The organism is Myxococcus sp. AB036A (genome assembly GCF_006547355.1).
GTDB classification, from domain to species: Bacteria; Myxococcota; Myxococcia; order Myxococcales; family Myxococcaceae; genus Myxococcus; species Myxococcus virescens.
In genome coordinates, this window is the sequence record NZ_VHLC01000077.1 from 1 (window position 1) to 23,458 (window position 23,458).

Consider the following 23,458-nt stretch of genomic DNA (forward strand, 5'->3'; position numbering starts at 1 on the left):
GGCTTCGTCGGCAGCGTCAGATGTGTATAAGAGCCAGGCGTGACGGCCTGCCGCCGGGGCTCGAAGTGGACGTGTGGGGCGTGGACCTGAGCGAGGGCATGCTCAAGCACTGCAAGCGGCGGTTGCGGTCCGGAGGTCATGCGGGCGTGCGACTGATGATGGCGGATGCGCACGCGCTGCCGTTCCCGGATGCGTCGTTCGACCGGGTGTTTCACGTGGGAGGCATTGGCGGCTACCGGGCACCCGAGCGGGCCCTGGCGGAGATGGCGCGCGTGGCGAAGCCGGGCACGCCGCTGGTGGTCGTGGACGAGCAGATGGACCCGGCCTTCCGGCCCTCGCTGTTCCAGCGCGCCGCGTTCCGCGCGATGACGTTCTACTCGTGGGATCCACACTGCCCCCGGGAGCTGCTGCCTCCCGGCGCGTTCGACGTCACCGAGGAGCAGGTGGCCCCGTTTTTTTACTGTCTGTCGTTCCGGATGCCGGAGGCGGAAGCGCAGGTCTGACAGGCGACGCGCGTCCGCTTCAGCCCATGGTGTTCTTCTTGTTGTGGAAGAGGGGGTCGCCCAGGCGGCACACGTTCCTGCCCTCGAACTTCACGTCGAATGAATAGAGCATGAATTCAGCGACACCTCGGGTGGAGCCGCTCATGACTCCACCGCCCGCTGTCCCGGCTTCATCTCCAGCGGTTTGCTTGTACTGCGCCCCTTTCACCATGGGCATCTTCCCATTCACCGTGACCTTCTTGGGACCTTTCGAGGCGTCCGAGGACTTGCCGATGTTGGGATAGGGGATGGGGACAGGCCCACCAGGACTGGGCGTCTTGCAGACATCGGGGAAGACGATGCTCTGCCCCCCGCTATCTTCGGTGGCAATGCCTCGTCCATTGGCAAAAGGGATTGTTCCCATGTTCAGCGGCTCCTTCATCCGTGACTCTGACGGAGCCTCTTTCCTGTCGCAAGGTGTGTAGCCCCGCCGGGTTCATCCCTGGACGTTCGTCATCGACTGGAGAGAGAAGCGGATACGCTCCACCCTCAATGCTTGCTTGTCGCAGTTCACTGCGCCACGCCAGGTGAGACAGAGCATCTGCTCCCCGGGGGACAAGAGGACTGTTTCCAGGTGCATGCGTGGCCGCCTGGGATGTCCATCAATGCGTACTTCGACCTCGACCTCGCACGTTGGCAGTGCGAAGCGCTGCGGGCCCCGGGGGGATAGATTGTGAAGCTCCACGGGCTCACCTCCCTGCAGTCCGGGTTGGACCCATTGGCCCGAAGGGGCCGTGCAAAGAAACTCAGGGTTGAAGTCCTGTGGAAGGTGAGGGGCCCTCTGCGTCTGCCAGGCCTCGTCGTAGGTGCCAGCACGGTTCCTACGCGGCTCCCAGGCGGGAGCGATGGGCGCAACGCCCATGGGAGCTGGAGTGTCGGAGATGGACCCGATTGGCGCTCGTGGGTCTTCGATATTGGGCAGCGCTCGTCCGAGCATTTCCCGGCCGCTGCGCTTGCCTCGAAAGCTCTGGCCCACGGGATTGCGCGGCTCGGCCAGGATTCGACCATTTCCCAGGTCATGCGTTCCTCCGAATGCTCTTTCCCAGGTCAACGGCATGAGGGTGAAGGGTTCGGGAGGTGTGGGGCCCGGCGACAAAAGACCCCCTCTCCACGTCCGGTTGCCGAAAACGTGGATGTCTTTGTGAATGGGACCGACCTTCATTCGGACAAGGCAGGCGCCAGTCGGGCGTCCTCGGGGGGCATGGGCATCCCCGACGAGCAGCACGTCAGTGCCTGGTTTCGACACATGTGCTTCGCCGGGATACCGCAGGCTCGACGTTCCAGGCTCGGTCCAGTATTCGTCCATCAAGGTGACGGGACGCTGCAGTTCGGCCACGGAGAGCGCGTGGGAGTGAATTTCGAAGGTGGCCTTCAATACGGCATAGACGGTCTCGATGCCTTGCTCGTCCGGGAAGAGGAACATGGCGGAGGCGAAGGGCGTCTCGTTGCACGTTTCGAACAAGGCTCCTCCTTGCTTTCAATCGAAGTTGAGCCGGGAGAAGGGGCCGGTTGGGAGGTTCGCCACTCGGCTTCGGGTCTGCTGTAGTGCGGCTCGCTGCCGGTGAGCCAGTGCGCGAGTCGGTATGTTCAGGGTTCCACCGCTTCGGATGACGAGTTCTCGCGCCCACTCGTGTCGTCGGCGCATGGGCCCTCTCGCCAGTGCAGTCCAAAGCACCTCTCCCTGGAATGGGTGGCCCAGAAGGTAACGAGCCCCATCCGCGAACCGATGGCGCTCCGAGTGCCACCAGGATGCGATGGCCTCTGGATGAGGCAAGGGGAGGTCGTCTTCGGGCCTGGGCGCGATATCCGCATCCAGGTCCTCCTCTTCCAGTGGCAGGGGCTCCTGCCGAGGCTGTGTGGAAGGGAGTACGTAGGGGCCCTCCAACTTCAAGCCCGTGATGTTGCTGAAGGCCTCACCCGCAAGCTTCGCCACCGCGCTGTCGCCCAGCCAAGGGAGGCAGGCATCCGCGGCCAAGGGCCTGCCACTGAAGCCCAGGGCCCAGAGGGCGCCCGCGCGCGTCTTCGGGGGATGAAGGAGGTCCACGATGGCCGCTGTCTCCACATCGCCTCCCCCTATCGCGGCAAGGACCATCGTTTCGCGTCCGGGCGGCGCCAGCTTGTCGTGTAGACGCTTCTGGCAGGTCGCCCACGCACGACGGTCGCCGATCGTCAGACCCACATCGATGTCTGCTTCATGCGGGTCTGCAGGCAAGGCCGCCGTGAGCATCTGGCGCCCCATGTGGTGCTTCGTGGGGGAGGTGGGGTGAGAAAGCCCACGCAGCGCGATTCGCCGCAGCTGAGCGCTCTCGTGTGTGAGGTATCGAGTCAGGTCCTCGAAGGGGGCTTCCTCTCGGAAGACCAAGGCTTCCAGCACCAGGGGCTGGATGTCTGCCGCTCCGTGGTGAAGCAGGGGAAGGAGGATGTCGTCCAGCCCGGTGCGAGTCGACAACTCCAGCGCTCGCAGCACCGAGGGGCGCTGTGCCGGGCCCACTTCGCATAGAAGCGAACGCACGTTTTCGGGAGCGATATCGGTCTGGAGCAGCGCGAGGGCCGCGACGCACACCAACTCCAGGTCTTCTTCCCCCAGGGCGGGGCGTAGCGTCCCGTCGGCGATGCAGGGGCCTCCTTCGACGAGTCCGTCCACATGGGCCAGGAGCCGTTCCTCGAGTTCCGAGGTGTCCGACAGGTCATGGTCTGGAGCCACGACGGCCTGTTCCCTCATGCCCCACAGCCAGCCCGCCTCGCCGAGATGTTCCTCGATGACGTCCATCATGACGTGGGTCATGGGCGTTGCTCCTATCGAGAAGGAAAGCGGGTCACGACGGAGTAGCCCAGAACAGAGTGTTGGACCTCCTCTGGGCGAACTCCCCATTGTTGCAGGAGTGGGCGGGCGTCCAGGAGGTCTGGCTTCCAGCCCACGACATAGGGCTGCGTGTGCGGCCCTCCTCCTTGGAGGAAGGTCTCTCGTGTCACCGGGCGCATGGGGAGGTGTAGCCCTGCAATGAACCATGGTGCGCCGATTTGGTGCGCCACTCTCACGAGAAACGCGGTGAATGGCTCTCGGGTCTCTGGTTGTTCCTCGGTGAAGCGGGTGATGCTCGACTCGATTTGCAGGTGGAGCGTCGTCTGTCGAGGCTGTTCAGGAGGGCTGAAGATGGCGGAGTAAACATCCGCGTTGGCGAACCCCAGGGGAACGCGGCAGGACCAGAGTCCACCGTCATGTCTGGAGATTCTCCTTTCGAGATCTTCCCGTCCTGAGAGGTCCAGGGTTTCGTCGACGAAGTCGTACTCTCCAGCGTCCTCATCGCGCTCCAGGCGCGCGAAATATGCCGTCAGGGTGCAGCCTTCCTGTTGGAGCAGGATGTCGAGCCATCGATGAGCGAGCGCTTCGATGCCAAGGTCGACGGGCCCGAAGGTGGCCACCATTTCTGGGCGTTTCATGGGGCATCCAGGTCAGACACCAAGTCTGCCGAAGTCGTAGTTCGTTTGCTTCCGCCACTGCTTCATCTTGTTGTTCAATTTCTCCAGGTTTGAAGCTCGGGTGGCACAGACAACGGTCTTTCCGGGAAAGCACTTGGCGGCAATCTGGAGGATGCGGTCATTCATCTGGTCCAGCTTGAAGCCACTGGGGGAGTTCTTGCACTCCAGGATGTGAGTCCGGGTGACGAAGTCGAGCTCCGCCTGGACGTGGCACTTCTTGCAATGTGCGCTGTAGCTGTAGAACAGCACGTCGTTGGCATCGAGGCTGTTGAGTACATCACGTTCGAATTGCAGCCCGACGGGATCCTCGCCCCGGTCGAGTCGTTGCTGAATACCCTCCTGGTACGCGCGCTTGCGTTCCTCTGGAGAGCAGCTGGTTGTCTGGTGTTGGAAATCGTAAGCGTCTTGCTCCTTCTTGCGATTGGGCTCGCAAGGAGGCACCCAGCAATCCGCACAGCCCGTCGTATTGCATTCCCAGTCGTGCAGGCCGTCACGGCAGGCCTTTCGGTCGCGTTTTCCGCCACCTATGGGCTCTTTGTATTCCGCAAGCTGACGCGCGTCCGCCGAAATGAACTGCTCGTTTCCTTCGGTCATGGCTGGTTGCCTTCTTGAGGCGTGTGTGGGGTGTTTGTCTGTGCGCTCGGGGATGGTGGGAATGGCATGCTAATGTGGTTCGGGCCATGGGGATAGTCATTGAAGTTGTGCGGTTGGGAATGATGACGCCCATAGGCGCGTCTGCTGGTGCGACCGCTGCCGCGGTGCGTGCAGGCATCTCCCGGATTCGGGACCTTCCAATTCGAGACACGCACTTCAGACCCTATCGCGGGGCCGCCGTGCCGGAGGAGGCGCTGCCGCCCGCCCCCGACGGCACGGGGTTGCCCGGACGACTCCTCAGGCTCCTGCGCTTGTCTGTCCCTGCATTGAGGGAAGCCGCCGGAGGGTGTGGCCGTCCCGTGACGCTGCTGTTGGGGCTGCCCGATGATGCTGATCCGCGCTTCAGGGCATCATTCTTCTCGGCGCTTGCGCAGGCATCCGAGGTCCCTCTGGACTTGAGCAAGAGCCAGTGTTTCGCGGGAGGCCGTGCCGCTGGACTCCTTGCGATGCGGCACGGCGCGCAGATGTTGTCCTCCGGCGACTGCGCGGAGTTGGTGGTGGGAGGGGTCGATTGCTTGACCGACCCAGTCACGCTCCTGCGGCTGGAGGACGAGCGGCGCTTGCCTCGGCGCCATGGGCCCTCAGATGCGCTTCATCCGGGAGAAGCAGCTGCATTCGTGACCCTTGCGGTTCGGCGGCATGCCGCTCGGCGCAGCGCTCCGGCATTGGCGTGCGTTGCCAGCATGGGCATGGGGCATGAGCCTGGGCACCTCTCCAGTCGGGAGCCACACCGAGGCGAAGGGCTCACCCAGGCGTTCCGCACGCTCTTCGATGGTCTGCCTCGTGACGCGCCACCTGTGCGGTGTGTGTACGCGGGATTCACGGGCGAGCGGTACTTCGCCATGGAGTGGGGGATTGCGTCCCTGCGAACCCGGCAATACTTCGCGGAGGAGGTTCGGATGGTGCATCCCGCGGAGAACATGGGCGACGTCGGCGCCGCACAGGGCCCTCTCATGGTGGGCCTCGCGGCGCGTGGCCTGCACAAGCAGTATCGCGAGGGCCCGATTCTGGTCTGGAGCTCTTCGGACAGGGCGGAGCGAGCGGCGGTGCTGCTCCGCGACTCCATGGGACATGGCTGACCTCACTGATTCAGCACCAGGTCCAACAGCCGCAGCGTCATTCCACCGGTGAAGTCGATGGTGGCTCCGTTGAACCAGCCTGCCTCCTCACCGGCGAGCACCGTGACGAAGCGGGCCACGTCCTCCACGGTGCCCATGCGTCCCGCGGGATTCATCTTCGCGTGGGCCGCCTCCAGGCGGGCCAGGGCCCCGGGCGAGTACACGTGCTTCAGCGCGGGCGTCATCACCGTGCCGAACTTCAGCAGGTTGACGCGGTGTCCTCGCGGGCCCAGCTCCATGGCCAGGTAGCGCACGTACATCTCCAGCGCCGCCTTCGACGCGCTGATGAGCCCTGTGTTCCCCAGGTGCGTTTCATCCAGCGGGTTCTGCAGACCGAGAAGCCGGGCCTCTGGCGCCAACATGTCTTCATTCACCAGGGCCTGCACCCAGAAGACGAACGAGTGCGCCATCGTGTCGAAGGTCCGGCGGATGCGCCGCGCGTGCAGCCGGTCCTCGCCCTCGGACAGGAATCGTCCCACCGAGGCCCCCGCAATCGAATGCACGAAGAGCTTCACGCTCCGAGTCCCGGCGACCTCCCGCAGCGCCGCCACGCCCGCCTCCGCGGCCTCCGGTGAAGACGCATCCGCCTGCCACAGCACACCGCGTCCACCGGCGTCCCGAATCCGCTGCTCCAACTGCACGGCGCCATCCGGGTACCGGCCCCGGTGGACACCGAAGACATCCAACCCGGGCTTCCGAGTCACCGCCTCCGCGATGGCCGCGCCCGTGCCAGACGAAGCTCCCAGGATGAGCGCCCACTGTCGCGCCTCGGAACCCTCACCTTCCTTCATTGCACTGCCTTCCGTGTGCTGCCCTTGTCCACGTCGCGAGCCCTGTCGAGCAGCCGCTGCACCGCGTCCGCCACTTCCTGATGCACCGCTCGCATCGCGTCCCGGTTGCCCGCGTCGAAGCCTGGCTCCAGGTGGCGCGTCAGCGGCTCGCCCACCCACTGCGTCATCTTCACGGGGAAGGGAAGCGACAAGGGCCACAGGCCCGTGGCACCCACGCCCAGCCACAGCGGCAGCCGCGCGGGCATGCCCACCCGCCGGCCCAGCGCGTACCCGTCGTTGAGTCCCACGTACGCGTCGTCCATGCCGCTGCCGCCCACGGGGACAATCGGCAGCCGGTAGCGCACCGCCAGGCGCAGGTAGCCCATGCGCTCGCCCCAGTCGACGCGGTAGCGGTGGCGGAAGTCACGGCAGCCCTCGCGCGTGCCTCCTGGCTGCAACAACACATGCTCGCCGCGCGCCACCGCTTCCGCCAGCCGCGGGTCATCCCCCGTGACGAAGCCCAGCCCGTCCGCCACCGTGCGCATGCCCGGAATCGAATCGAACGCGCCGTGCGCCACGCCGTGCGGCAGATAGCCCAGGCGTTCGTGGAGCGTCACCGTCAGCATGCACAAGTCAAAGGCCAGGGGGCGCCCGTGGTAACCGACGATGAGCTTCGCGCCGGGACGGAGCAGCGGTTCCAGGTTCACCACCTCGTAGCGGTGATACCGGCGCAGCAGCCGGAACGCCGTCAGCCAGGCCCTCAGGGGCCAGCCGCCTGCCTGTGTCATCCGCCCACCTGGTACAGCACCGCGCCGTGGGCGACGCCCGCGCCCACGCCCACCAGGAGGATGCGGTGCCCTGGCTTCACCGGACGCGTGCGCAGCAGCCGGTCCAGACTGGTACCCAGCGAGGCCGAGCCCACGCTGCCCACCGTGTCCACTACGCGCACGCTCCGTTCCGGTGACACCTCCAGCGCCTGGAGGATGGCCTCCAGCATGCTGCCGTTCGGCTGGTGCGTGAGCACCCACTCGACGTCGCGGAGGGCCACGCCCGCCTCGTCCAACGCCGCGCGCGCCGCCCGCACCAGCGCGTCCAGCGCGACGCGGGTCATCTCCTGGCTGGGCGTCAGGAAGCGCATCCGCTCCAGCTTGCCGGTGGCCGTCGGGTTCTCCAGCACCACGTCCGTGGGCAGCGTGCCGTCATTGCCCAGGGCCACGCCCAGGACACCTTCTCCCGAACGGCCCGCGCCCAGCACGGCGGCGGCGGCGGCGTCGCCCAGCACCAGGTAGGGCCGGGGCTCCTCGGGCGTGGTGGTGCGCGACAGCAGCTCCACGGACACGATGCCCACCGGCCCCAGCCCCGTGGCCACCGAGCGCGCCGCCAGGTCGAAGGCGCTCAGGAAGCCCATGCAGGCGTTGCTCAGGTCCATCGCGTCGCAGCTTCCCGACAGGCCCAGCGCCGCTGCCACGCGGTTGGCGGTGGCGGGCGTGGTGACGTCGCCGCCCATGGAGCTGACGCAGAGGATTCGGCGCAGGGCCCGGGCCTCCAGTCCCGCTGCGTCCAGCGCGCCCCGCAGCGCCTGCGCCGCCACGTCCGCGGCCTTCGTCCCCGGTGGCGCGAAGTGGCGGGTGAGGATGCCTGTCTTCCGTGTCACCTCCGCGGCGTCACGTCCCACGCGCGCGCACAGCTCCGCGGTCGTCACGGCGGGGCCGGGAAGGACACTGGCTGTGCCCAGGATGCGAACGGGAATCATGCGGCTTGCTGTCCTCCTGGATGCGCGTGGGCACGGGAACCCCGGGCTTTGACCTGGAGCCAGTGCTGCTTCATCTCCTCCAGCCGCTTCGCGAGCGACGCATCCGCCGCCGCCCGTCCGAGGATGTCCCGGGCCTTGGTGAACTCCATGGCGGTCAGCAGCGGTGCCTCCGCGGATTGGATGTCGTAGCGGACGTCCGCGAGCAGGCTCTCCACGTCCCCACTGCGGTGCAATAGCAGCACGCCGCTGGCCGCCAGGTCCAGCGCACGAGCCACTGGATTGAGCCCCGCCAGGAAGCGCCCCAGGCCGGACTGCCGCCGCGGGGACGCGTGCCGGACGCCGAAGGGGAAGATGTTGCTGGAGAAGATGACGTCCGCGCCCGCGTTCAACAGCACGTGCGCGGGCACCATGCTGGTGAAGGCGCCGTCCACGTACCGTGCGGGAGGCACCACCGTGGGGCCCCAGATACCCGGCGCCGAGCCGCTGGCGCGCACCCCCAGCGCCACCGGCCCTTGCTCCAGCGCCACGCAGTCTCCGCTGGTCAGGTCCGTCGTGACAGGCAGGAAGCGGATGGCCAGCTCCTCCAGGCAGAGCTGGCCCAGGTCCTGCTCCACGAAGCGCTCCAGCGAATACGTGGTCACGATGGCGGCCGTGGCGGCCAGGGAGAGCTGCCAGCTCATGGCCCGCTCCTCCAGCCGTCGCAGTCCTTCCAGTCCGTCGTGCCCATCCAGCGCGCTGCCGCAGAAGTACGCGCCCACCAGTGAGCCCATGCTGGCGCCGCTGACGATGTCGATGGGCACGCCCTGGCTCACCAGCCAGCGCAGGATGTGGACATGGTAGAAGCCCCACACGCCACCGCCACTGAGCGCCAGGCCCACGCGCCGGTGGGTGAGGGCTCGGGCCCAGCGGGAGAGCGCGTCCCGCTCGGCGGGGCTCAGCACCGTGGCGTCCAGCGGACGGTCATCCACGAGCACCCGCGCCATCCTGTCCAGGCTCAGCCGCAAGGGGCAGGGCGGCAGCCACTGAGGATGCAGGGATTGGCCACTCAGCTCCGACGCGCGTGACGCGCGGCGAGGCTCTACCACCACGGTGGGAAGCACGCGAGGGGCCGACGCCTTCCGCGCGTCCAAGGTCGTCACCAGCCGCGCCGTCTTCCCCGGCATCCCAACGTCCGCCACGCCGCAGCCGTCGAGCAGGACGTAATGGAGGTCGTGCTCGGCCGTGAGCCGTTGAAGCACCGATGGGGTCAGCAGGCCGGGGCCGCCAGCTTGAGCTGGAGGCAGCGTGGCGCGCAGGACGCCATCCGCCCCCTTCGTGACGGGCGCGTCATGCCCGCCCGGTGCGCTCCGGAGCAGCAGCACGCGGTCGCCGAAGTCACGGTGGATGACCTTCGCCACCAGCTCGATGAGGGAGGACAGGGGCGCGCCGCGCACGTCGCTCTCGAAGGCGATGACCTCCGCTGGCGGACGGGGCCGCTCCTGCACGCCGGTGGGCGCGTGCAGCAGGCTCGCGACAGCGTCCTTCGGAAAGAAGAGGCCCTCGGAGTCCGTCGTCGCGCGGATGGTGAAGGCGTTGCTGCCGCTCGACAGCGCCTCCAGTCCCAGGGGCGTGCCGGGCTGGAGCGTCATCAGGAGTGCGTCACCGCGCAGGACCTCCAACTCGCCCTCCAGGAGGAGGGCGAAGCCCTCAGGAGGCTCGCCTTCCCGGCACAGCACCTCGCCGCGAGCCCAGGACACGTCCTGGCCCTTGCCCAGCAGTTGGAGCAGCGCGGTGTTGCCATGGTGCCGGAGCCCGGGCGCACGTTTGAGCGCATAGAGCCGCTGGCGCCGCCGGTCATCGCGTGACGGGAAGTGAGACATGGCACCCCGCAGGATAACGAAGCCCCTCCGGCGGGGCATCCGGGGGGCCCCCAGGCCCCAGGTCAGCACTCAGGGTGCGTGGGGCTCCGGTGGGCGCATGGTGGGTGGCGGCGTGTTGACATCACCCTGCCGGCGGACGCGGAGCCTGGCGGCCTCCATCACCACGTACAGCACGGGGATGAAGATGAGGTTCACGAAGGTGGACAGCAACATGCCGCCGAACACGGTGGTGCCCAGGGACTTGCGCGCGGAGGCCCCCGCCCCCGAGGCCAGCATCAGCGGCACCACGCCCATGAGGAACGCGAAGGACGTCATCAGGATGGGCCGCAGGCGCGTCTGGGCGGAGTGAATGGCGGCGTCCACGACGCTCCGGCCTTCGTGGCGGAGCTGCTCGGCGAACTCGACGATGAGGATGGCGTTCTTGCTGGCCAGACCCACCAGCATGACGAGTCCGACCTGGCAGAACACGTCGTTCTGGAGGCCGCGCAAGTTCTGCAGCCCCAGCGCGCCCAGCATGGCCACGGGGACGCCCAGGAGGATGATGAGGGGCAGGGCGAAGCTCTCGTACTGCGCGGACAGCACCAGGAAGACGAAGACGACGCCCAGCCCGAAGATGACCAGCACGCTGCGGCCCGCCTCCTTCTGCTCCTGGGACAGGCCCGTCCATTCGAAGGTGTAGCCCACGGGCAACGTCTTGCGCGCCACCGCTTCCATCGTGTCCAGGGCCTGCCCGGAGCTGGAGCCCGGCGCGGCCTGCCCGTTGATGGTCGCCGAGCGGTACAGGTTGTAGTGCTGGATGTTCTGCGCGCTGGTGATGGGGCGCACCTGCACCAGCGACTCCAGCGGCACCATCTCTCCCTTCGCGGAGCGGACGTAGAGCGCGTCGATGTCGCGCGGCTCGTTGCGGAACGGGACGGCGGCCTGCACGTACACGCGGTACACGCGGCTGGCGAAGGTGAAGTCATTCACGTACTGGCTGCCCAGGTAGACTTGCAGCGTGGAGAAGACGCCATCCAGCGGGACGCCCATCGCCAGGGCCTTCTCCCGGTCCACCTGCACGTCCAGGAGTGGCGTGTTGGCGGTGTAGGAAGAGAAGACGCCGCGCAGGCCCGGGGCCTGGCTGGCCGCGCCCACCAGCATGTCCGTCGTCTGCGCGAGCTGAGCGAGCGTTCGGCCGCCTTGCTGGTCCTCCAGCACGAACTCGAAGCCGCCCACGCTGCCCACGCCGCGGATGGCGGGGGGCTCGAAGGGCAACACGCGCGCGCCGCCAATGGCCATCAGCGGGCGTCGCAGGCGCTCCACCAGTCCCGCCACGCTCTGCTCCGGCCGCTTGCGCTCGTCCCACAGGTGCAGGTTGACGAAGAGGGTGCCGTAGTTGACGCCCGTGCCCAGCAGCGAGAAGCCGCCCACGGTGAAGATGTCCGCGACCTCCGGCTGCTGGCGCATCACGTCCTCCGCCTGGAGCAGCACATTGCGCGTGTAGTCCAGCGACGTGCCCTCCGGCCCCTGCACGGCGATGATGAGGTAGCCCTGGTCCTCGCCCGGGATGAAGCCCGTGGGCGTGAGTCGGTACACCAGGATGGTGCCGGCCAGGCACAGCACGAAGGCGATGACCACCGGCCAGCGCAGCGGTCCGATGAGCTTCGCCAACATCCGGCCGTAGGCGTCGCGGAACGCGTCGAGCCCCCGGTCGAACATGCGGAAGACCTTCCACTTCTGGCCTTCGTGAGGCCGCAGCAGGATGGCGCACAGCGCGGGAGACAGGGTGAGCGCCACCAGCGCGGACAGGCTGATGGAGAAGGCCAGGGTGAGGGCGAACTGCCGGTAGATGATGCCGGTGGTGCCGGGGAAGAAGGACACCGGCACGAACACCGCGGACAGCACCAGGGCAATGGCCACCAGCGCGCCGGCCACCTGCTTCATGCTTCGGTGGGTGGCCTCGCGAGGGCCCACGTTGTCCTGCTCCATGGTGCGCTCGACGTTCTCGATGACGATGATGGCGTCATCCACCACCAGGCCCGTGGCCAGCGTGAGGCCAAAGAGCGTCAGCGTGTTGATGGAGAAGCCGAACGCGTTGACGAAGAGGAAGGTGCCCACCAGCGACACAGGCAGCGTGGTGGCCACCACCAGCACGCTGCGCCAGCCGTGCAGGAAGATGAAGATGACCAGCACCACCAGGAAGATGGCCTCGCCCAGCGTCACCAGCACCTCCTCGATGGAGGCCTGCACCGCCGCCGTGGTGTCGAAGGCGCGCTGGTAGCGCATGCCCGGCGGGAAGTTGCCCTTCAGCCGCTCCAACTCGGCGATGACGCCGTCGCGCACCTCCAGCGCGTTGGAGCCGGGGAGCTGGAAGATGCCCAGGCCCACGGCCTCGCGGCCGTTGAAGCGCAAGAGCTGTCCGTAGTTCTCCGCGCCCAGCTCCGCGCGGCCCACGTCCTTCAGCCGCACCAGCGAGCCGTCCGGCCCCTGCTGCACCACGATGTTGCCGAACTCCTCCGCGGACGTGAGCTGCCCCAGCACGCGCACCGTGAACTGGTACGTCTGTCCCGGCGGCGCGGGCGGCTGTCCCACCTGTCCCGCGCCGATTTGGACGTTCTGCGCGCGCAGGGCGTTCACCACGTCCGTGGCGGCGAGCCCACGCCGCGCCAGCTCCGAGGGGTCCAGCCACAGCCGCATGGCGAAGCGCCGCTCGCCGAAAATCCGCACGTCGCCCACGCCCGTCACGCGCAGCAGCGCGTCCCGGATGAAGACGTCCGCGTAGTTGCTGAGGAAGCCCGTCTCGTAACGGTTCTCCTCGTCGAACAGGCCGAAGGCCATGAGCAACTGCGTCTGGGCCTTGGTGATGGTGACGCCCAGCGCGTTGACGGCGGCCGGAAGCTGCGCGGACGCGGTGGCCACGCGGTTCTGGACGTCCACCGCGGCGATGTCCAAATCCCGTCCCGGGTCGAAGGTGACGGTGATGGTGCTCACGCCCGTGTTGCTGCTGGTGGAGGAGATGTAACGCATGCCCTCCACGCCGTTGAGCTGCCGCTCCAGCACGGTGGTGACGGCGCTCTCCACCGTCTCCGCGGAGGCGCCGATGTACGTCGCCGTCACCTGCACCACGGGCAACGACAAGTCAGGGTACTGCTCGATGGGCAGGTTGGGGATGGAGATGGCCCCCACCAGGGTGATGATGATGGACACCACGCTGGCGAAGACGGGACGGCGGATGAAGAAGTCGGTGAACATGGCGGCCCCTCACTGTTCCGGCGGGGTGCCGCCGTCGGTCCCGCTGCCGCCCACGCCCTGAGGTGGCTTGCGCGAAGGAGCCTTGGGTTGGATGGGCTGGCCATCGCGGAGCATCTGGATGCCGCTGAGCACCACGGGCGTGCCGGCGTCCAGTCCGCCCGTCACCTCGTAGTCATTGCCAGAGACGAGCCCCAGGCTCACCGGCGCCCGCTGCGCCACGGTGCCCGCGTCCGAGTCCCGCACCACGAAGACGAAGGACTGGCTGCTGATGCGGGTGACGGCGGCGGTGGGGACGCGCAAGGCCTTTCGCGTGGCATAGACGACCCGGGCGCGCACGAACTGTCCCGCGCGCAGGCCCACGGTGTTCTCGAAGACGCCGCGAATCTCCACCAGTTGCGTGGTGGCGTTGGGCGTGGGCGCCACGAAGAACACCGGCGCGGACACCACGAGCCGGCCCTCCGGGTCCAACACCTCCACTGGCGTGGTGCCCACCCGGACGGTGCCTGCCCGCTCGACGGGAATCTGGACGGACAGCTCCAGCGTGTTGCTCTGGTCCAGTGTGGTGAGGGCCGTCTGCTGCGTCACGAAGTCGCCCACGTTCACCGGGTAGTCACCCACGATGCCGGCGAAGGGCGCGCTCACTTCGTAGAAGCCGAGCTGGACCTCCTGGGCCTGCACCTGGGCTTCGATGGCACGCGCGCTGGCTTCGGCTTGCAGTGCCTGCGCCACCGCCTGGTCATAGTCCTGGCGGCTCTGGAGTCCCTCCTTCAGCAGTTGCTCACTGCGCTTGCGCGTCTGTTGGGCGTACTCGCGCTGCGCCTTGGCGGCGGCTTGCTGCGCCTGGGTGGCGCGCAGGCCCGCGCTTTCTCGCCGGGGGTCCACCACGAGCAGCACTTCACCCTGTTCGACGCGTGCTCCCGGCTTGAGCGGAATCGACTTCACGTAGCCAGCGACCTGCGGATAGACGGTGATGCTGCTGCGGGAGATGAGCGCGCCCAGGTACTCGTTGGACTCGCGCACCTCGGCGGGGGCCAGGCGCTCCACCTCCACCGGCATGGGCTGGTTCGTGGCCGCCTGGCCTCCCTGCGGCCCCGGGTCGCTCTGCGAGCGGCAGCCCGCGAGGAGCAGAACGGCGAGCCCCGTGCTCCACGTCCTCACCAATCGCATGCCGCCTCCGTGAGAAACGCCGCGACCCGTGCCTGCTCCAGCTCGAACTCGCGCACCACCAGCAGCAGCTCCGCCTGGCGGAGGTCCGACGCTGTCTGGATGAGCTCCAGGCTGGTTCCCGTTCCCACCTCGAAGCTGCGCCGGGTGAGCCGGTCATTCTCCTCGGCCAGGGCGCGTCCCCGGCTCGCGATGCGCGTGGCCGCCTCCGCCACCTGTACGGCGCGCCGTGCCTGCAGCACCTCCACCGAGGCCGTGCGCTCCAGCTCCACCAGTCCCTGCTTCGCCACCTCCACGCCCGCGCGCGTCTGCCGCAGTTGGCCCTCACGCGCGCCGCCATCCCAGAAGGGCAGCACCAGGCTGGCACCGATGTTCCACACCGGCACCGTCACGAAGCCCTCTTCCACGGTGAGGGCCAGGGTGGTGCTGGTCAGCGCGAGCGTCGGGGCATAACGCGCCTTCACTTCTGACACCTGCCGCTCGGCCAGCGTGCGCCGCGAGCGCGCCACCGCGATGTCCGCGCGCCGGTCGAGCGACTCCAGTTGCTGGCAGTCCCGCCGCGAGTGCTGGAGCAGGGTCTCCAACTGGACGCCCCGGGCCAGGCCCACGCCTCGAGGAATGCCCAGCACCAGTCCCAGCGTTTCGCGGGCCTTGCGCAGGGACTCGTCACCCAGGACGACGAGGTTGCGCGCTGTCTCCGTGTCCTGCTGCACGCGCACCACGTCCAGCCGCGTGCCCGCGCCCAGCTCGAAGCGACGCTCCGTGAGGGCCAGCCGCTCCAGCGCGGTGCGGAGGTTGACGCGGTTGACCTCGGCCATCCGCTCCTGCGCGGCGACGAGCACCAATGACTGGGCCAGCGCGCTGGTGAGCTGGCGCCGCGTCTCCGCCAGCGACAGGTTGGCGGTGCGCCGGGCCTCGCGCGCGGTGCCCAGCGCGATGATGGACGAGAGGCTGAACAGGGGCTGGGTGGCGTTCAGCAGTCCCAGGAAAGGCGGGCGGGTGAGGCCCGGGGACTGGGCGCCTCCGACGTCGCCGCCAATACCGCCTCCCACTCCGCCGCCACCGCCGCCACCACCCAGGAGCGGCGTCGCGTCGGGATTGAGCACGTTGTACTGGACGGAGACGGTGCCGGTGAGCGTGGGCAGCAACGCGGCCAGGGCGATTCGCTGCACGCCCGCCGCGGATTCCACCTGGGCCAGTGCGGTGTACAGGCGGGTGGAGCGCTGACGCAGCAGGTGCATCGCCTCGTCCCAGGTCGTCACCTGCATGTCGGCCGGGGGAATGGGCGTCAGCAGCGGGTCGGATACCGGGAACTTCGGCGGCTCGGGTATCTCCGGGGAGAGGGCGGGAGCGCGGGCCGCGGGTGGCTCCACGCCCGCGTCGGTGCCGGGGCCCCCCTGGGCCAGCAGGAGGCTGGAGGTGTGCGACAGCAGGGCTGCGAGCAGCAGGGCATTCATGGGAGCGCGCGCACAGGTAGGAAGCGCGTTGCCCAGCCACCACGGCCGGTGGGGCTGCCCTGCGTCTGGTGGACAGAAAAAGGGACGGGGCTGCGTGTCAGTGCATGAAGAAGGGCAGGACAGGCAGCCCGTGGGGCAGGGCTGCTGTCATGCACAGCCTCCGGGGGCGATGCGACTGCGCAAGCTTGGACAACAGCTCAGAGCTCCGCGTCCCAGTAGTAGTCGAAGCGCAGCATCCCCGTGAGGGGGCGTGCATCCGTCAGCACGCCCACGAAGCCTCGCGCGTTGACGGACTCGCAGTCGAGGTTGGCGATCATGTCGAACGAGAGGCCCAGGATAGGCCAGCCGTTCGCCCGCGTGGTCGTACAGGTCGGTGTCCGGCCCGCCCTCCGCCGTCATCTCCAGTCGCAGGGCGGGAAGATGCAGTCCTCACCGGGGCTGGTGCAGATGCCAAGGTGCTAGACAGGGCGCTCCGTGTCGCTGCATCACGGAACCCTCATGGATGATGGCGCATCCTTGCGCCCTCCCACCGCCGCCATGGAGTCGGAATGAGAGTGGAAGAGTTTCGCCGTGCCTTCGACAAGCGGAGCGCCTCTCGTGGGCTGGAGGTGGTCTTCCACCCAGCCGCTTCAACCGAGGCACTCCAGGCGCTCTCGGAGCGGCTTGGCGGACCGCTTCCATTCCAGGTCGAGCTCTTCTTGCGCGCGCATGATGGACTCGTCGTGCGGGAGCCCGCGCTGAGCGTCCTGCCCTGTGCGCAGTGGGTTCCGGTGGGTGGCTTCGTGCATTTCGCCACGTTCGACGGCCAGCATCGGCTGGGCTTCGACACCCGGAGCCGGAATGCCGCGGACCAGTGGGACATCGTCCATGTCGATACCGGAGACTGCGTGACGCTGACGATGGCCAGCTTCTGGTCCAACAAGGTGTTCGCGTGGGTGGACAAGCGCCGGCCCATCTGGGAGTCCCAGGGGGGCATGCCGCCGTGCGGCGCGAGTTGACGCTGAAGCGTCCAGGGAGCCAGTCTTCCGGTTGATGCTCAAGCTCCAGTGGCTCCAGGTCCACCAGTTTCGCTCCGTGAAGCCCGGGACGCGGTTGCTCTTCAGCCCGTCCCTCAACGTGCTGCTCGGAGAGAACGGCACCGGAAAGTCCACGCTGCTGGACCTCGCCGCCGCCGTGGTCAGCTCGGACTTCACGCCGCTGCGGCATGAGGCCTTCGACCTCGAATATGCACTGGCCGCGGACACCGGCCGCATCACCGTGCGCGTGCGCAACGTGCCCTCGGGCGCGGAAGGCACGAGCGGCCTGTCCATGGACATCACCGTGGCCCCGCGCGACATGGCCTGGCCGCTGGTCATCCACCGCGAGGGCCAGCAGCTCCGCGTCTCCCGCGAGGACGACACCGCCGACGTCGTGCATGAGCGCATTGCCCCCGAAGTCGGTGGCCGGCTCTGGCTCGTCTTGATGTCGGGCGGCATCGCCTGGGTGGAGAAGACGGGCGAGGGCACCGCCGCCGTCGAGCCGATGCTCGCCATGGCGCGCGAGGTCTCCGCGCAGGCCGACCTCCGCCGCTTCGACGAGGGGCTCGCCCACTTCGACCAGCTCTGGCGCGCCGAGCTGCGGCTCTCCCGTCGAACGGAGGGCGTGCTCGCCACGGGCACGGGCGTGGCCTCGGAGGACCTGCTCGATGGCCTGCGCAAGGTCGCCGCCACGCAGTGGGGCGCCGCCCGCTACGTGTTGTCCTCGGAGAACGTCCCCTTCCTCCGTGACGCCGCCCGGCTCCTCGGCTTCGCGTCCGCGGAGGCGCTCCTGTCCCCTCTGGAGACCCAACCCCAGGGCAAATACGAAACGCTGTCCCTGGGAAACCTGGACCTCTGCTTCGTCACCGCCGCCGGCCAGCGCCTCTCCGCCCGTCAGCTCGGCTACGGACAGAAGCGCCTGGTGGCCTTCCTCCACTACCTGGCCCACGCCCGCGCCGTCGTCATCGCGGATGAGGTCGCGCACGCCTTCCACCCGCGGCAGGTCCGCGCCATCCTCGAGCAACTCGAACCCCGGCAGGCCCTGCTGACGAGCCAGAGCCCGGAGCTGCTCGACTGCCTCACCTTCGACTCGCCCGAGCAGGTGCGCTCCACCTTCGTGCGCTGCCGCCGCGAGGAGGACACCGGCCGCCTCGTCTGGGAGAACCTGTCCCCTGACGCCGCTGAGGACTTCTTCACCGCCTGGCGCGCCGAGCCCCGCCGCGTGGGCGAGCTGCTTCAAGCCAAGGGTCTCTGGTAGCCAGTCGCGTGGGCCCCGAGGGCAGCGGGACGTCGGCCGGCCAACGGCTCCGCGAAGAGGTGTACCCGTCCGTGCGTGCCGCTCGCCTATCCTCACCAGCCGGGGAGGGTGCCGCGCATGCCGATGCTGACCGTCAACAGAACGGAGCTGTACTACGAGGACTCGGGTGGCACGGGCGTGCCCATCGTCTTCAGCCACGGCTTGCTGTGGAGCTGTCGCCTCTTCGATCCGCAGGTGGAAGCGCTGTGCGGACGTTACCGCTGCATCGCCTATGACCACCGGGGCCAGGGCCAGAGCGTCGTGCCTCCGGCGCGCGTCATCGACATGGAGACGGTGTACCTGGACGCGGTGGCGCTCATCGAGCGGCTGGGCGTGGGGCCCTGTCACTTCGTGGGCCTGTCCATGGGCGGCTTCGTTGGCATGCGCATCGCCGCGCGGCGGCCGGACCTGCTGCGCTCGCTGGTGCTGATGGAGACATCCGCCGACCCGGAGCCCCTCCACAACGTGCCTCGCTACACGCTGCTCAACCTTACCGCGCGCCTGGCGGGCCTGCGCCCGGTGGCGGACCCGGTGATGCGCATCATGTTCGGCCGCAGCTTCATGACAGACCCCAACCGGGCCGAGGAGCGCAGCCGCTGGCGCACGCGCCTCATGGAGAACCGCCGCGACATCTGGCGCGCCGTCAACGGCGTCATCGAACGGCGCGGCGTGGCCCACGAAATCCCACACATCCGCGTGCCCACGCTCGTCGTCGTCGGCGCCGAGGACACAGCCACCGTCCCCGCCAAGGCGCAGCGACTGCACCGGCTCATCCCCGGCTCACGCCTGGTGACCCTGCCGCGCGGAGGGCACTCCTCCACCGTGGAGGAGCCCGCGCTCGTCAATGCCACCTTGGGAACGTTCCTGGACGCGCAATCAGAGACGCGGACCTCCAGGGCGGTGTGACGGATTGCTGCCAGCGGGAACGCGAATCCCAGCTCAGCGTGGCGTCTTCCTGCTGTCAGTCGCTCGCATCACGGGCGAGAGGAGCTGGGCCCAGAAGCGCCGGGGAAACGGCTCCACGAGCCCGAGCGGATACTGCTCGGGCCCGGTGGGCCGGTGGTAGGTGCCGAAGAGCCAATCCGTCCACGGCGCGAGGTTGCCGAAGTTGTGCCGTGTGTGCCGTTCGCGCGCGTGGTGCCAGTGGTGTAGTTCGGGCGCGCCGAAGAGGAAGCCCAGGGGGCCCAGCGGCAGCCGGACGTTGGAGTGGATGAAGATGGCCCACATCCCGCGGAAGGCGATGAGCATCGTCAGCGTCCCGAGCGGAAAGCCCATCATCATCGCGGGGAGGTTCACCACCAACTGCGTGAGCAGTCCGTCCACGGGGTGCTCGCGGTGTGCGGCGAGCCAGTCGAGGTGCTCGGCGGAGTGATGGACGGCGTGGAAGCGCCAGAGGAAGTCCACCTGGTGTGACAGTCGGTGGAAGCCGTAGACGAGCAGGTCGCAGAGCACCACCGCTTCGAGTGCCTGAAGCCACCAGGGCTGGCGTGCCACGGCGGCCTGGAGCCCCGACAGTAGGTCCAGGTGCAAGAGCGCCTGCACGTGGCTCAGCATCAGCAGCGCCAACGGCGCGAGCACCAGGTACTGCGCCACGAAGTAGGCGAGGTCGGTGCGGAAGGCAGGGCGCAGCAGCGGCTGTCCCGGCCGCGCGGCCCAGGCCTTCTCCAACGGCCAGAAGACACACGCGAGCACCCCGAAGGAAATCGCGGCCCCCCCGCCTAGGACTTCCAGGCTCATCACGGCGTGGCCGGGGGCGCAGCGTCACCGTCATCGCGGGCGTGCAGGCCGCCCTCCGGCATGCCGAACAGCGGGCGGATCTTGGTCCCACCGAAGAAGGTTCCAGCCGCCGTCAGCACCACGAAAACCAGCAGGACGACCGCGAGGACCACCGTCACCGTACGAAGAACCTTGCTGCCTTTTGATTGCATGGACACGCGTACTCCCGTTGTCCGGGAGGCTACACCATGCGTGCCATTCGAACGCAAACGCACGACATCTCAGCGGCTGAGAACACATCCCGACCGCATCCGGCAGGCCACCCAGCGCGTGCTGTCGGCGGGACGTCAATACACGTAGGGCGTGCGCTTCGCCCAGCTCGTCTTGCCGTAGTGCTTGTGGAGATAGCGGAACGCCTCCCGTGCCTCGCGCGTGGCCTGTCCGCAGCCGCGCTTGCTGGCGCGGACCGCGCGGAACAGGGCGATGGGCGAGCGCGGGTCATCCGGGTGGGCCTGGGCCCAGGCGATGGCGACGCGGGCGAAGTAGGGCACCGAGTTGCCCGCGTCCTGGAGGGCCTTCCACTCCCGCGCCGCGTCCGGTGCGTCGGACGTGTCCTCGAAGTGCACGGAGGGCACGCTCGCGTCCGGCTTCGGGCCGCACCACCAGTTGCGGTGGTAGGACATGTCCATGGTGAGGCTGAGGTTGGGATGGGTGTTCGCCAGCCGGTCCTCGCCCGCGTGGAGCCGCGCGGAGACGGCGGGCAGTCCCATGAGGAGCAGCTGGGCCTCGAACTGACGCTCCTCGGGCGTGGGCTTGCCGGCGAGCGCCAGCAGCTCCGCCTTCGCCTTGGGCTCCGTCTCCGCCAGGCGCTTCGCCACAGCCTGAATCGTCGCGTCGTCACCCGCGACGGTGGCGCGCGCGAAGGCGGTCCACATGAGCTGCCGTCGAAGGGCGGGAGGCAGGATGTTCCCCGCCGCCAGCTCACCCATGCGCTTCGCCGTCAGCCGGGGCTCCAGCATGGCCACGGCGCGCGGGCTGAAGAGACGGGGCCGTTCGGCCAGCGGCGTGGTGTAGGGCTCGGAGTAGCTGCTGCTCATTTCATAGTCGGCGATGATGTTGACGGCTTCCCGCATGGCCTCGTCCAGGTCTCTGGCCACCGCGAGCCGCTCCTCGCGCAGCAGGTTGTCCGTGGAGGGAAGGTCCCGGGTCAGCTCGGCGGGCACCGTCGCGAGCCGCGCCCGCGCTGCCTCCACCTCGCCTCGGCCATGCAAGAGCCGCGCGGCATGGTACGCCACCGTCAGGCCGGCGGGAGACGAGGGCGCGACCTTCGCGGAGGCGGCGAGCAGCTCCGGCACGCCCGGAGCGTCCGGCGTCGCCTTGCTCAGCGAGGCGACGAGCCACGGCAAGTGCGCCGTCTTCTTCCAGCGGGCCAGGGCTCCGTCGTATTGCGCGCGGCGCTCCGCATCGGGCGCCGCGCTGTAGGGCGTGTCCTTCATGGCGTGGAGCCACGCCTGGAGCGCCTCGGCGGGCGCGGGGAGGCCCTCGCAGGTGCTCGCTTCCCGCAGCATCAGGTCGAGGTCGCCCAGCTCCGAGGCGAGGGCGGTGCCCGTCCCGGGTTCGAGCACGTGCGACAGCAGCTCACAGTGCCAGGTCTTGGGCCGCAGCCGGTAGCGCACCAGGCTCCGCAAGCCGCGCGCGGGCGCATGGACGCTCCGCAGCTCCGGGGAGGCGAGCACGCCATCGAGCACCCGGTCCGCCTCGCTCAGCCGCGAGAGGAAGACGGCGTCTTCCCGCGACTCGAAGTGATACTCCCCCTTCTTCTCCATCAGGGCCTGCCGGACATGGGTGCGCGCCACGAGGTAGGCGGCGAGCGCCCGGTAGGGCGATTCCTGCGACGCAGCGAGCTTCTGGAACGAAGACAGGGCGCCGGGATAGTCGTCGCAGTAGAAGCGCGAGGCCGCCTCCTGGTAGGCGCGCTCGTCCCGCCGGCGGGCCTGCTGCTGCGCGCTCACGCCTTCATCCAGTCGTGGGTCGGGCTCCGGCAGGATGGCGCACGGGCCGAAGACGGTGTCCTGGTTGCGCACCCACTCCTCCACCAGCGCGGGGTGCTTCTTCCACGCCTGGGCCAGGTCGGTGGCGGTGTTCGCTGCGCGCTGGAACGCGTCACCCTGGATGCGGGGGACCTGTGCGTATTGCACCTGCCGGGAATGCTCGGGCGAGGCTTCCGGGAGCTGAGGCGCCACCTGCTTCCGTACCGCCAGCCAGCGCTGGAATCCTGGTGTCAGGGAGAGGTGCTCCGGCAACGCCTGGTGCATGAGCTCCCAGCGCGTCACCAGGGGCTGCTGCTCCTCGGGCGTGGTGGGAATGCCCATCATCGTCCGGTAGGCGAACGCGAGGTAGGCGGTGCGCATCGAGCCATGCACCACGCCCAGCCGCCCGGCCGCGAAGGTGGAGAGCGGCCAGTCGGGATGGCTGCTGGTGACGAACACGGGCCCGGCGGAGTCGTAGGCACACGCCCGCGCTTCGGTGGGGGCGAGCAGGAACGCGAGGCCGCCGGTGACGGTGATGAGCAGCTTCTTCATGGATGGAGCTCCGCGACCGCGCGCGTGAACGCCTCGGGCGTCCAGGGGCGGGGGTTGAAGACATAGAGGGTGGAGACGCCAGGGGGCACGGCCTGCCACTCATCGAGCGCCAGCCCCACGCTGCCCCGGCAAGGGGCGGGCAGTCCGCGCGCGAAGCGGGCTCGCCACGTGGGAGCCTCCGGGCCCATGCGGAAGAGCTGGGGCACCACCTCGTCCACGGGCGCGTGCGTCAGCCAGCTTCCGGGCGTGCACCATGAGGCGAGGCCGGTGATGGACAGCGCCATCGATGGGGGCAGCTTCTGGCGGAGCACCTGGAGCAGCGCGACGTAGGCGTCGTATTCGGACGCGCGGGCATCGAAGTCAATCTGGAGCGCCGTCAGCTCCGGAAGGCGCGCCAGCGTGGCGAGCCGGTCCGCCAGCGCGTGCAGTCGCTCGGGCGGGTACCGCGCGAGCGACGCGCCTGGATGGGCTTCCATCCGCACCGTGGCCCTCAAGGGTGTCCCGGGCGGAACGTGGAGCGGCTGCCGGCGCGGGTGTTCGCGCACCTCCGTCTCCGTGAGCGCGAGCGTGGCGCGCAGGAAGGCCACGCTGACCGGGCGCTCCGTCCGCGCGAGGAAGCGGAGGTCTTCCGGCCGCTCCCAGGCCCAGAGCACCACCCGTGGAGGCTCCGGCGGCGGCGTGGGCGTGCTGCACGACAGGAGCACGGCGAGGGTGGCCAGCAGGCCGCGCCGTGTCCGGGGTGCCACGAGGGGCGAAGGGGATGGGGGAAGCATCGTGGTCGTCGGGCCGCACTCGCGCGGTGGACCGGACTGTTTGCAA

20 protein-coding genes are annotated in these 23,458 nt (G+C 68.7%); 4 read left to right on the top strand and 16 right to left on the bottom strand.

The features are described 5' to 3' along the window. Positions 1–522: 522 nt before the first annotated feature. The 5 genes from FL344_RS26780 to FL344_RS26795 are packed head-to-tail and all read right to left on the bottom strand — an operon-like array spanning position 523 to position 4,616. The gene (locus FL344_RS26780) at positions 523–924 is read right to left on the bottom strand and encodes a DUF4150 domain-containing protein (RefSeq protein ID WP_305021773.1); all 402 of its coding nucleotides are present in this window, start codon (positions 922–924) and stop codon (positions 523–525) included. A 54-nt stretch (positions 925–978) separates the two neighbouring features. Further along, on the bottom strand, positions 979–2,004 hold the full coding sequence (locus FL344_RS26785) for a DUF2169 domain-containing protein (protein ID WP_141620519.1): 1,026 nt from the start codon (positions 2,002–2,004) through the stop codon (positions 979–981). 15 nt (positions 2,005–2,019) lie between these two features. Next, the gene (locus tag FL344_RS26790) at positions 2,020–3,327 is read right to left on the bottom strand and encodes a TIGR02270 family protein (protein WP_194863266.1); all 1,308 of its coding nucleotides are present in this window, start codon (positions 3,325–3,327) and stop codon (positions 2,020–2,022) included. Between the two features lie 11 nt (positions 3,328–3,338). Further along, on the bottom strand, positions 3,339–3,983 hold the full coding sequence (locus FL344_RS38665; protein ID WP_194863267.1) for a hypothetical protein: 645 nt from the start codon (positions 3,981–3,983) through the stop codon (positions 3,339–3,341). Positions 3,984–3,995: 12 nt separating this feature from the next. Then, the gene (locus tag FL344_RS26795) at positions 3,996–4,616 is read right to left on the bottom strand and encodes a hypothetical protein (RefSeq protein ID WP_141620521.1); all 621 of its coding nucleotides are present in this window, start codon (positions 4,614–4,616) and stop codon (positions 3,996–3,998) included. A gap of 749 nt (positions 4,617–5,365) precedes the next feature. On the opposite strand from FL344_RS26795, the gene FL344_RS39365 reads away from it, so the two are divergent. Next, positions 5,366–5,755, top strand: coding sequence for a hypothetical protein (locus tag FL344_RS39365; RefSeq protein ID WP_228565395.1), 390 nt, complete (start codon positions 5,366–5,368; stop codon positions 5,753–5,755). 2 nt (positions 5,756–5,757) lie between these two features. On the opposite strand, the gene FL344_RS26805 is transcribed toward FL344_RS39365, so the two are convergent. From FL344_RS26805 to FL344_RS26835, 7 genes are all read right to left on the bottom strand, one after another. Beyond that, positions 5,758–6,585: an SDR family NAD(P)-dependent oxidoreductase gene (locus tag FL344_RS26805; protein WP_141620523.1), complete on the bottom strand. Its 828-nt coding sequence runs from the start codon at positions 6,583–6,585 to the stop codon at positions 5,758–5,760. Further along, positions 6,582–7,352 (bottom strand): lysophospholipid acyltransferase family protein, encoded by a 771-nt coding sequence (locus FL344_RS26810; RefSeq protein ID WP_141620524.1) that lies wholly within the window; start codon positions 7,350–7,352, stop codon positions 6,582–6,584. Before FL344_RS26810 ends, FL344_RS26805 begins: the two co-directional genes overlap by 4 nt. Continuing rightward, on the bottom strand, positions 7,349–8,317 hold the full coding sequence (locus FL344_RS26815) for a 3-oxoacyl-ACP synthase III family protein (protein ID WP_141620525.1): 969 nt from the start codon (positions 8,315–8,317) through the stop codon (positions 7,349–7,351). The genes FL344_RS26810 and FL344_RS26815 overlap by 4 nt, the downstream gene beginning before the upstream one ends. Next, on the bottom strand, positions 8,314–10,176 hold the full coding sequence (locus FL344_RS26820) for a patatin-like phospholipase family protein (RefSeq protein ID WP_228565396.1): 1,863 nt from the start codon (positions 10,174–10,176) through the stop codon (positions 8,314–8,316). Before FL344_RS26820 ends, FL344_RS26815 begins: the two co-directional genes overlap by 4 nt. A gap of 69 nt (positions 10,177–10,245) precedes the next feature. Further along, positions 10,246–13,407: an efflux RND transporter permease subunit gene (locus FL344_RS26825; protein ID WP_141620527.1), complete on the bottom strand. Its 3,162-nt coding sequence runs from the start codon at positions 13,405–13,407 to the stop codon at positions 10,246–10,248. Positions 13,408–13,416: 9 nt separating this feature from the next. Further along, complete coding sequence (locus FL344_RS26830) at positions 13,417–14,574, bottom strand: efflux RND transporter periplasmic adaptor subunit (RefSeq protein WP_141620528.1); 1,158 nt, start codon at positions 14,572–14,574, stop codon at positions 13,417–13,419. Next, complete coding sequence (locus tag FL344_RS26835; protein ID WP_141620529.1) at positions 14,562–16,028, bottom strand: TolC family protein; 1,467 nt, start codon at positions 16,026–16,028, stop codon at positions 14,562–14,564. The genes FL344_RS26830 and FL344_RS26835 overlap by 13 nt, the downstream gene beginning before the upstream one ends. A gap of 548 nt (positions 16,029–16,576) precedes the next feature. On the opposite strand from FL344_RS26835, the gene FL344_RS39370 reads away from it, so the two are divergent. From FL344_RS39370 to FL344_RS26850, 3 genes are all read left to right on the top strand, one after another. After that, a complete protein-coding gene (locus tag FL344_RS39370) occupies positions 16,577–17,026 on the top strand; it encodes a hypothetical protein (protein ID WP_228565397.1) in 450 nt (149 codons plus the stop codon). Between the two features lie 34 nt (positions 17,027–17,060). Then, positions 17,061–18,302, top strand: a complete 1,242-nt coding sequence (locus tag FL344_RS26845; RefSeq protein WP_141620530.1) for an AAA family ATPase — start codon at positions 17,061–17,063, stop codon at positions 18,300–18,302. A 117-nt stretch (positions 18,303–18,419) separates the two neighbouring features. Then, positions 18,420–19,247 (top strand): alpha/beta fold hydrolase, encoded by an 828-nt coding sequence (locus tag FL344_RS26850; RefSeq protein ID WP_141592397.1) that lies wholly within the window; start codon positions 18,420–18,422, stop codon positions 19,245–19,247. A 33-nt stretch (positions 19,248–19,280) separates the two neighbouring features. Here the strand turns inward: FL344_RS26850 and FL344_RS26855 are convergent, their stop codons facing one another. The 4 genes from FL344_RS26855 to FL344_RS26870 all read right to left on the bottom strand — a co-directional run bounded on the left by FL344_RS26855 (position 19,281) and on the right by FL344_RS26870 (position 23,412). Further along, positions 19,281–20,078, bottom strand: a complete 798-nt coding sequence (locus tag FL344_RS26855; protein WP_228565398.1) for a sterol desaturase family protein — start codon at positions 20,076–20,078, stop codon at positions 19,281–19,283. Then, the gene (locus FL344_RS26860; protein ID WP_141620532.1) at positions 20,078–20,269 is read right to left on the bottom strand and encodes a hypothetical protein; all 192 of its coding nucleotides are present in this window, start codon (positions 20,267–20,269) and stop codon (positions 20,078–20,080) included. The genes FL344_RS26855 and FL344_RS26860 overlap by 1 nt, the downstream gene beginning before the upstream one ends. A gap of 135 nt (positions 20,270–20,404) precedes the next feature. Next, a complete protein-coding gene (locus FL344_RS26865; RefSeq protein ID WP_141620533.1) occupies positions 20,405–22,639 on the bottom strand; it encodes a hypothetical protein in 2,235 nt (744 codons plus the stop codon). Continuing rightward, the gene (locus FL344_RS26870; protein WP_141620534.1) at positions 22,636–23,412 is read right to left on the bottom strand and encodes a DUF3142 domain-containing protein; all 777 of its coding nucleotides are present in this window, start codon (positions 23,410–23,412) and stop codon (positions 22,636–22,638) included. Before FL344_RS26870 ends, FL344_RS26865 begins: the two co-directional genes overlap by 4 nt. Between the last annotated feature and the right edge of the window lie 46 nt (positions 23,413–23,458).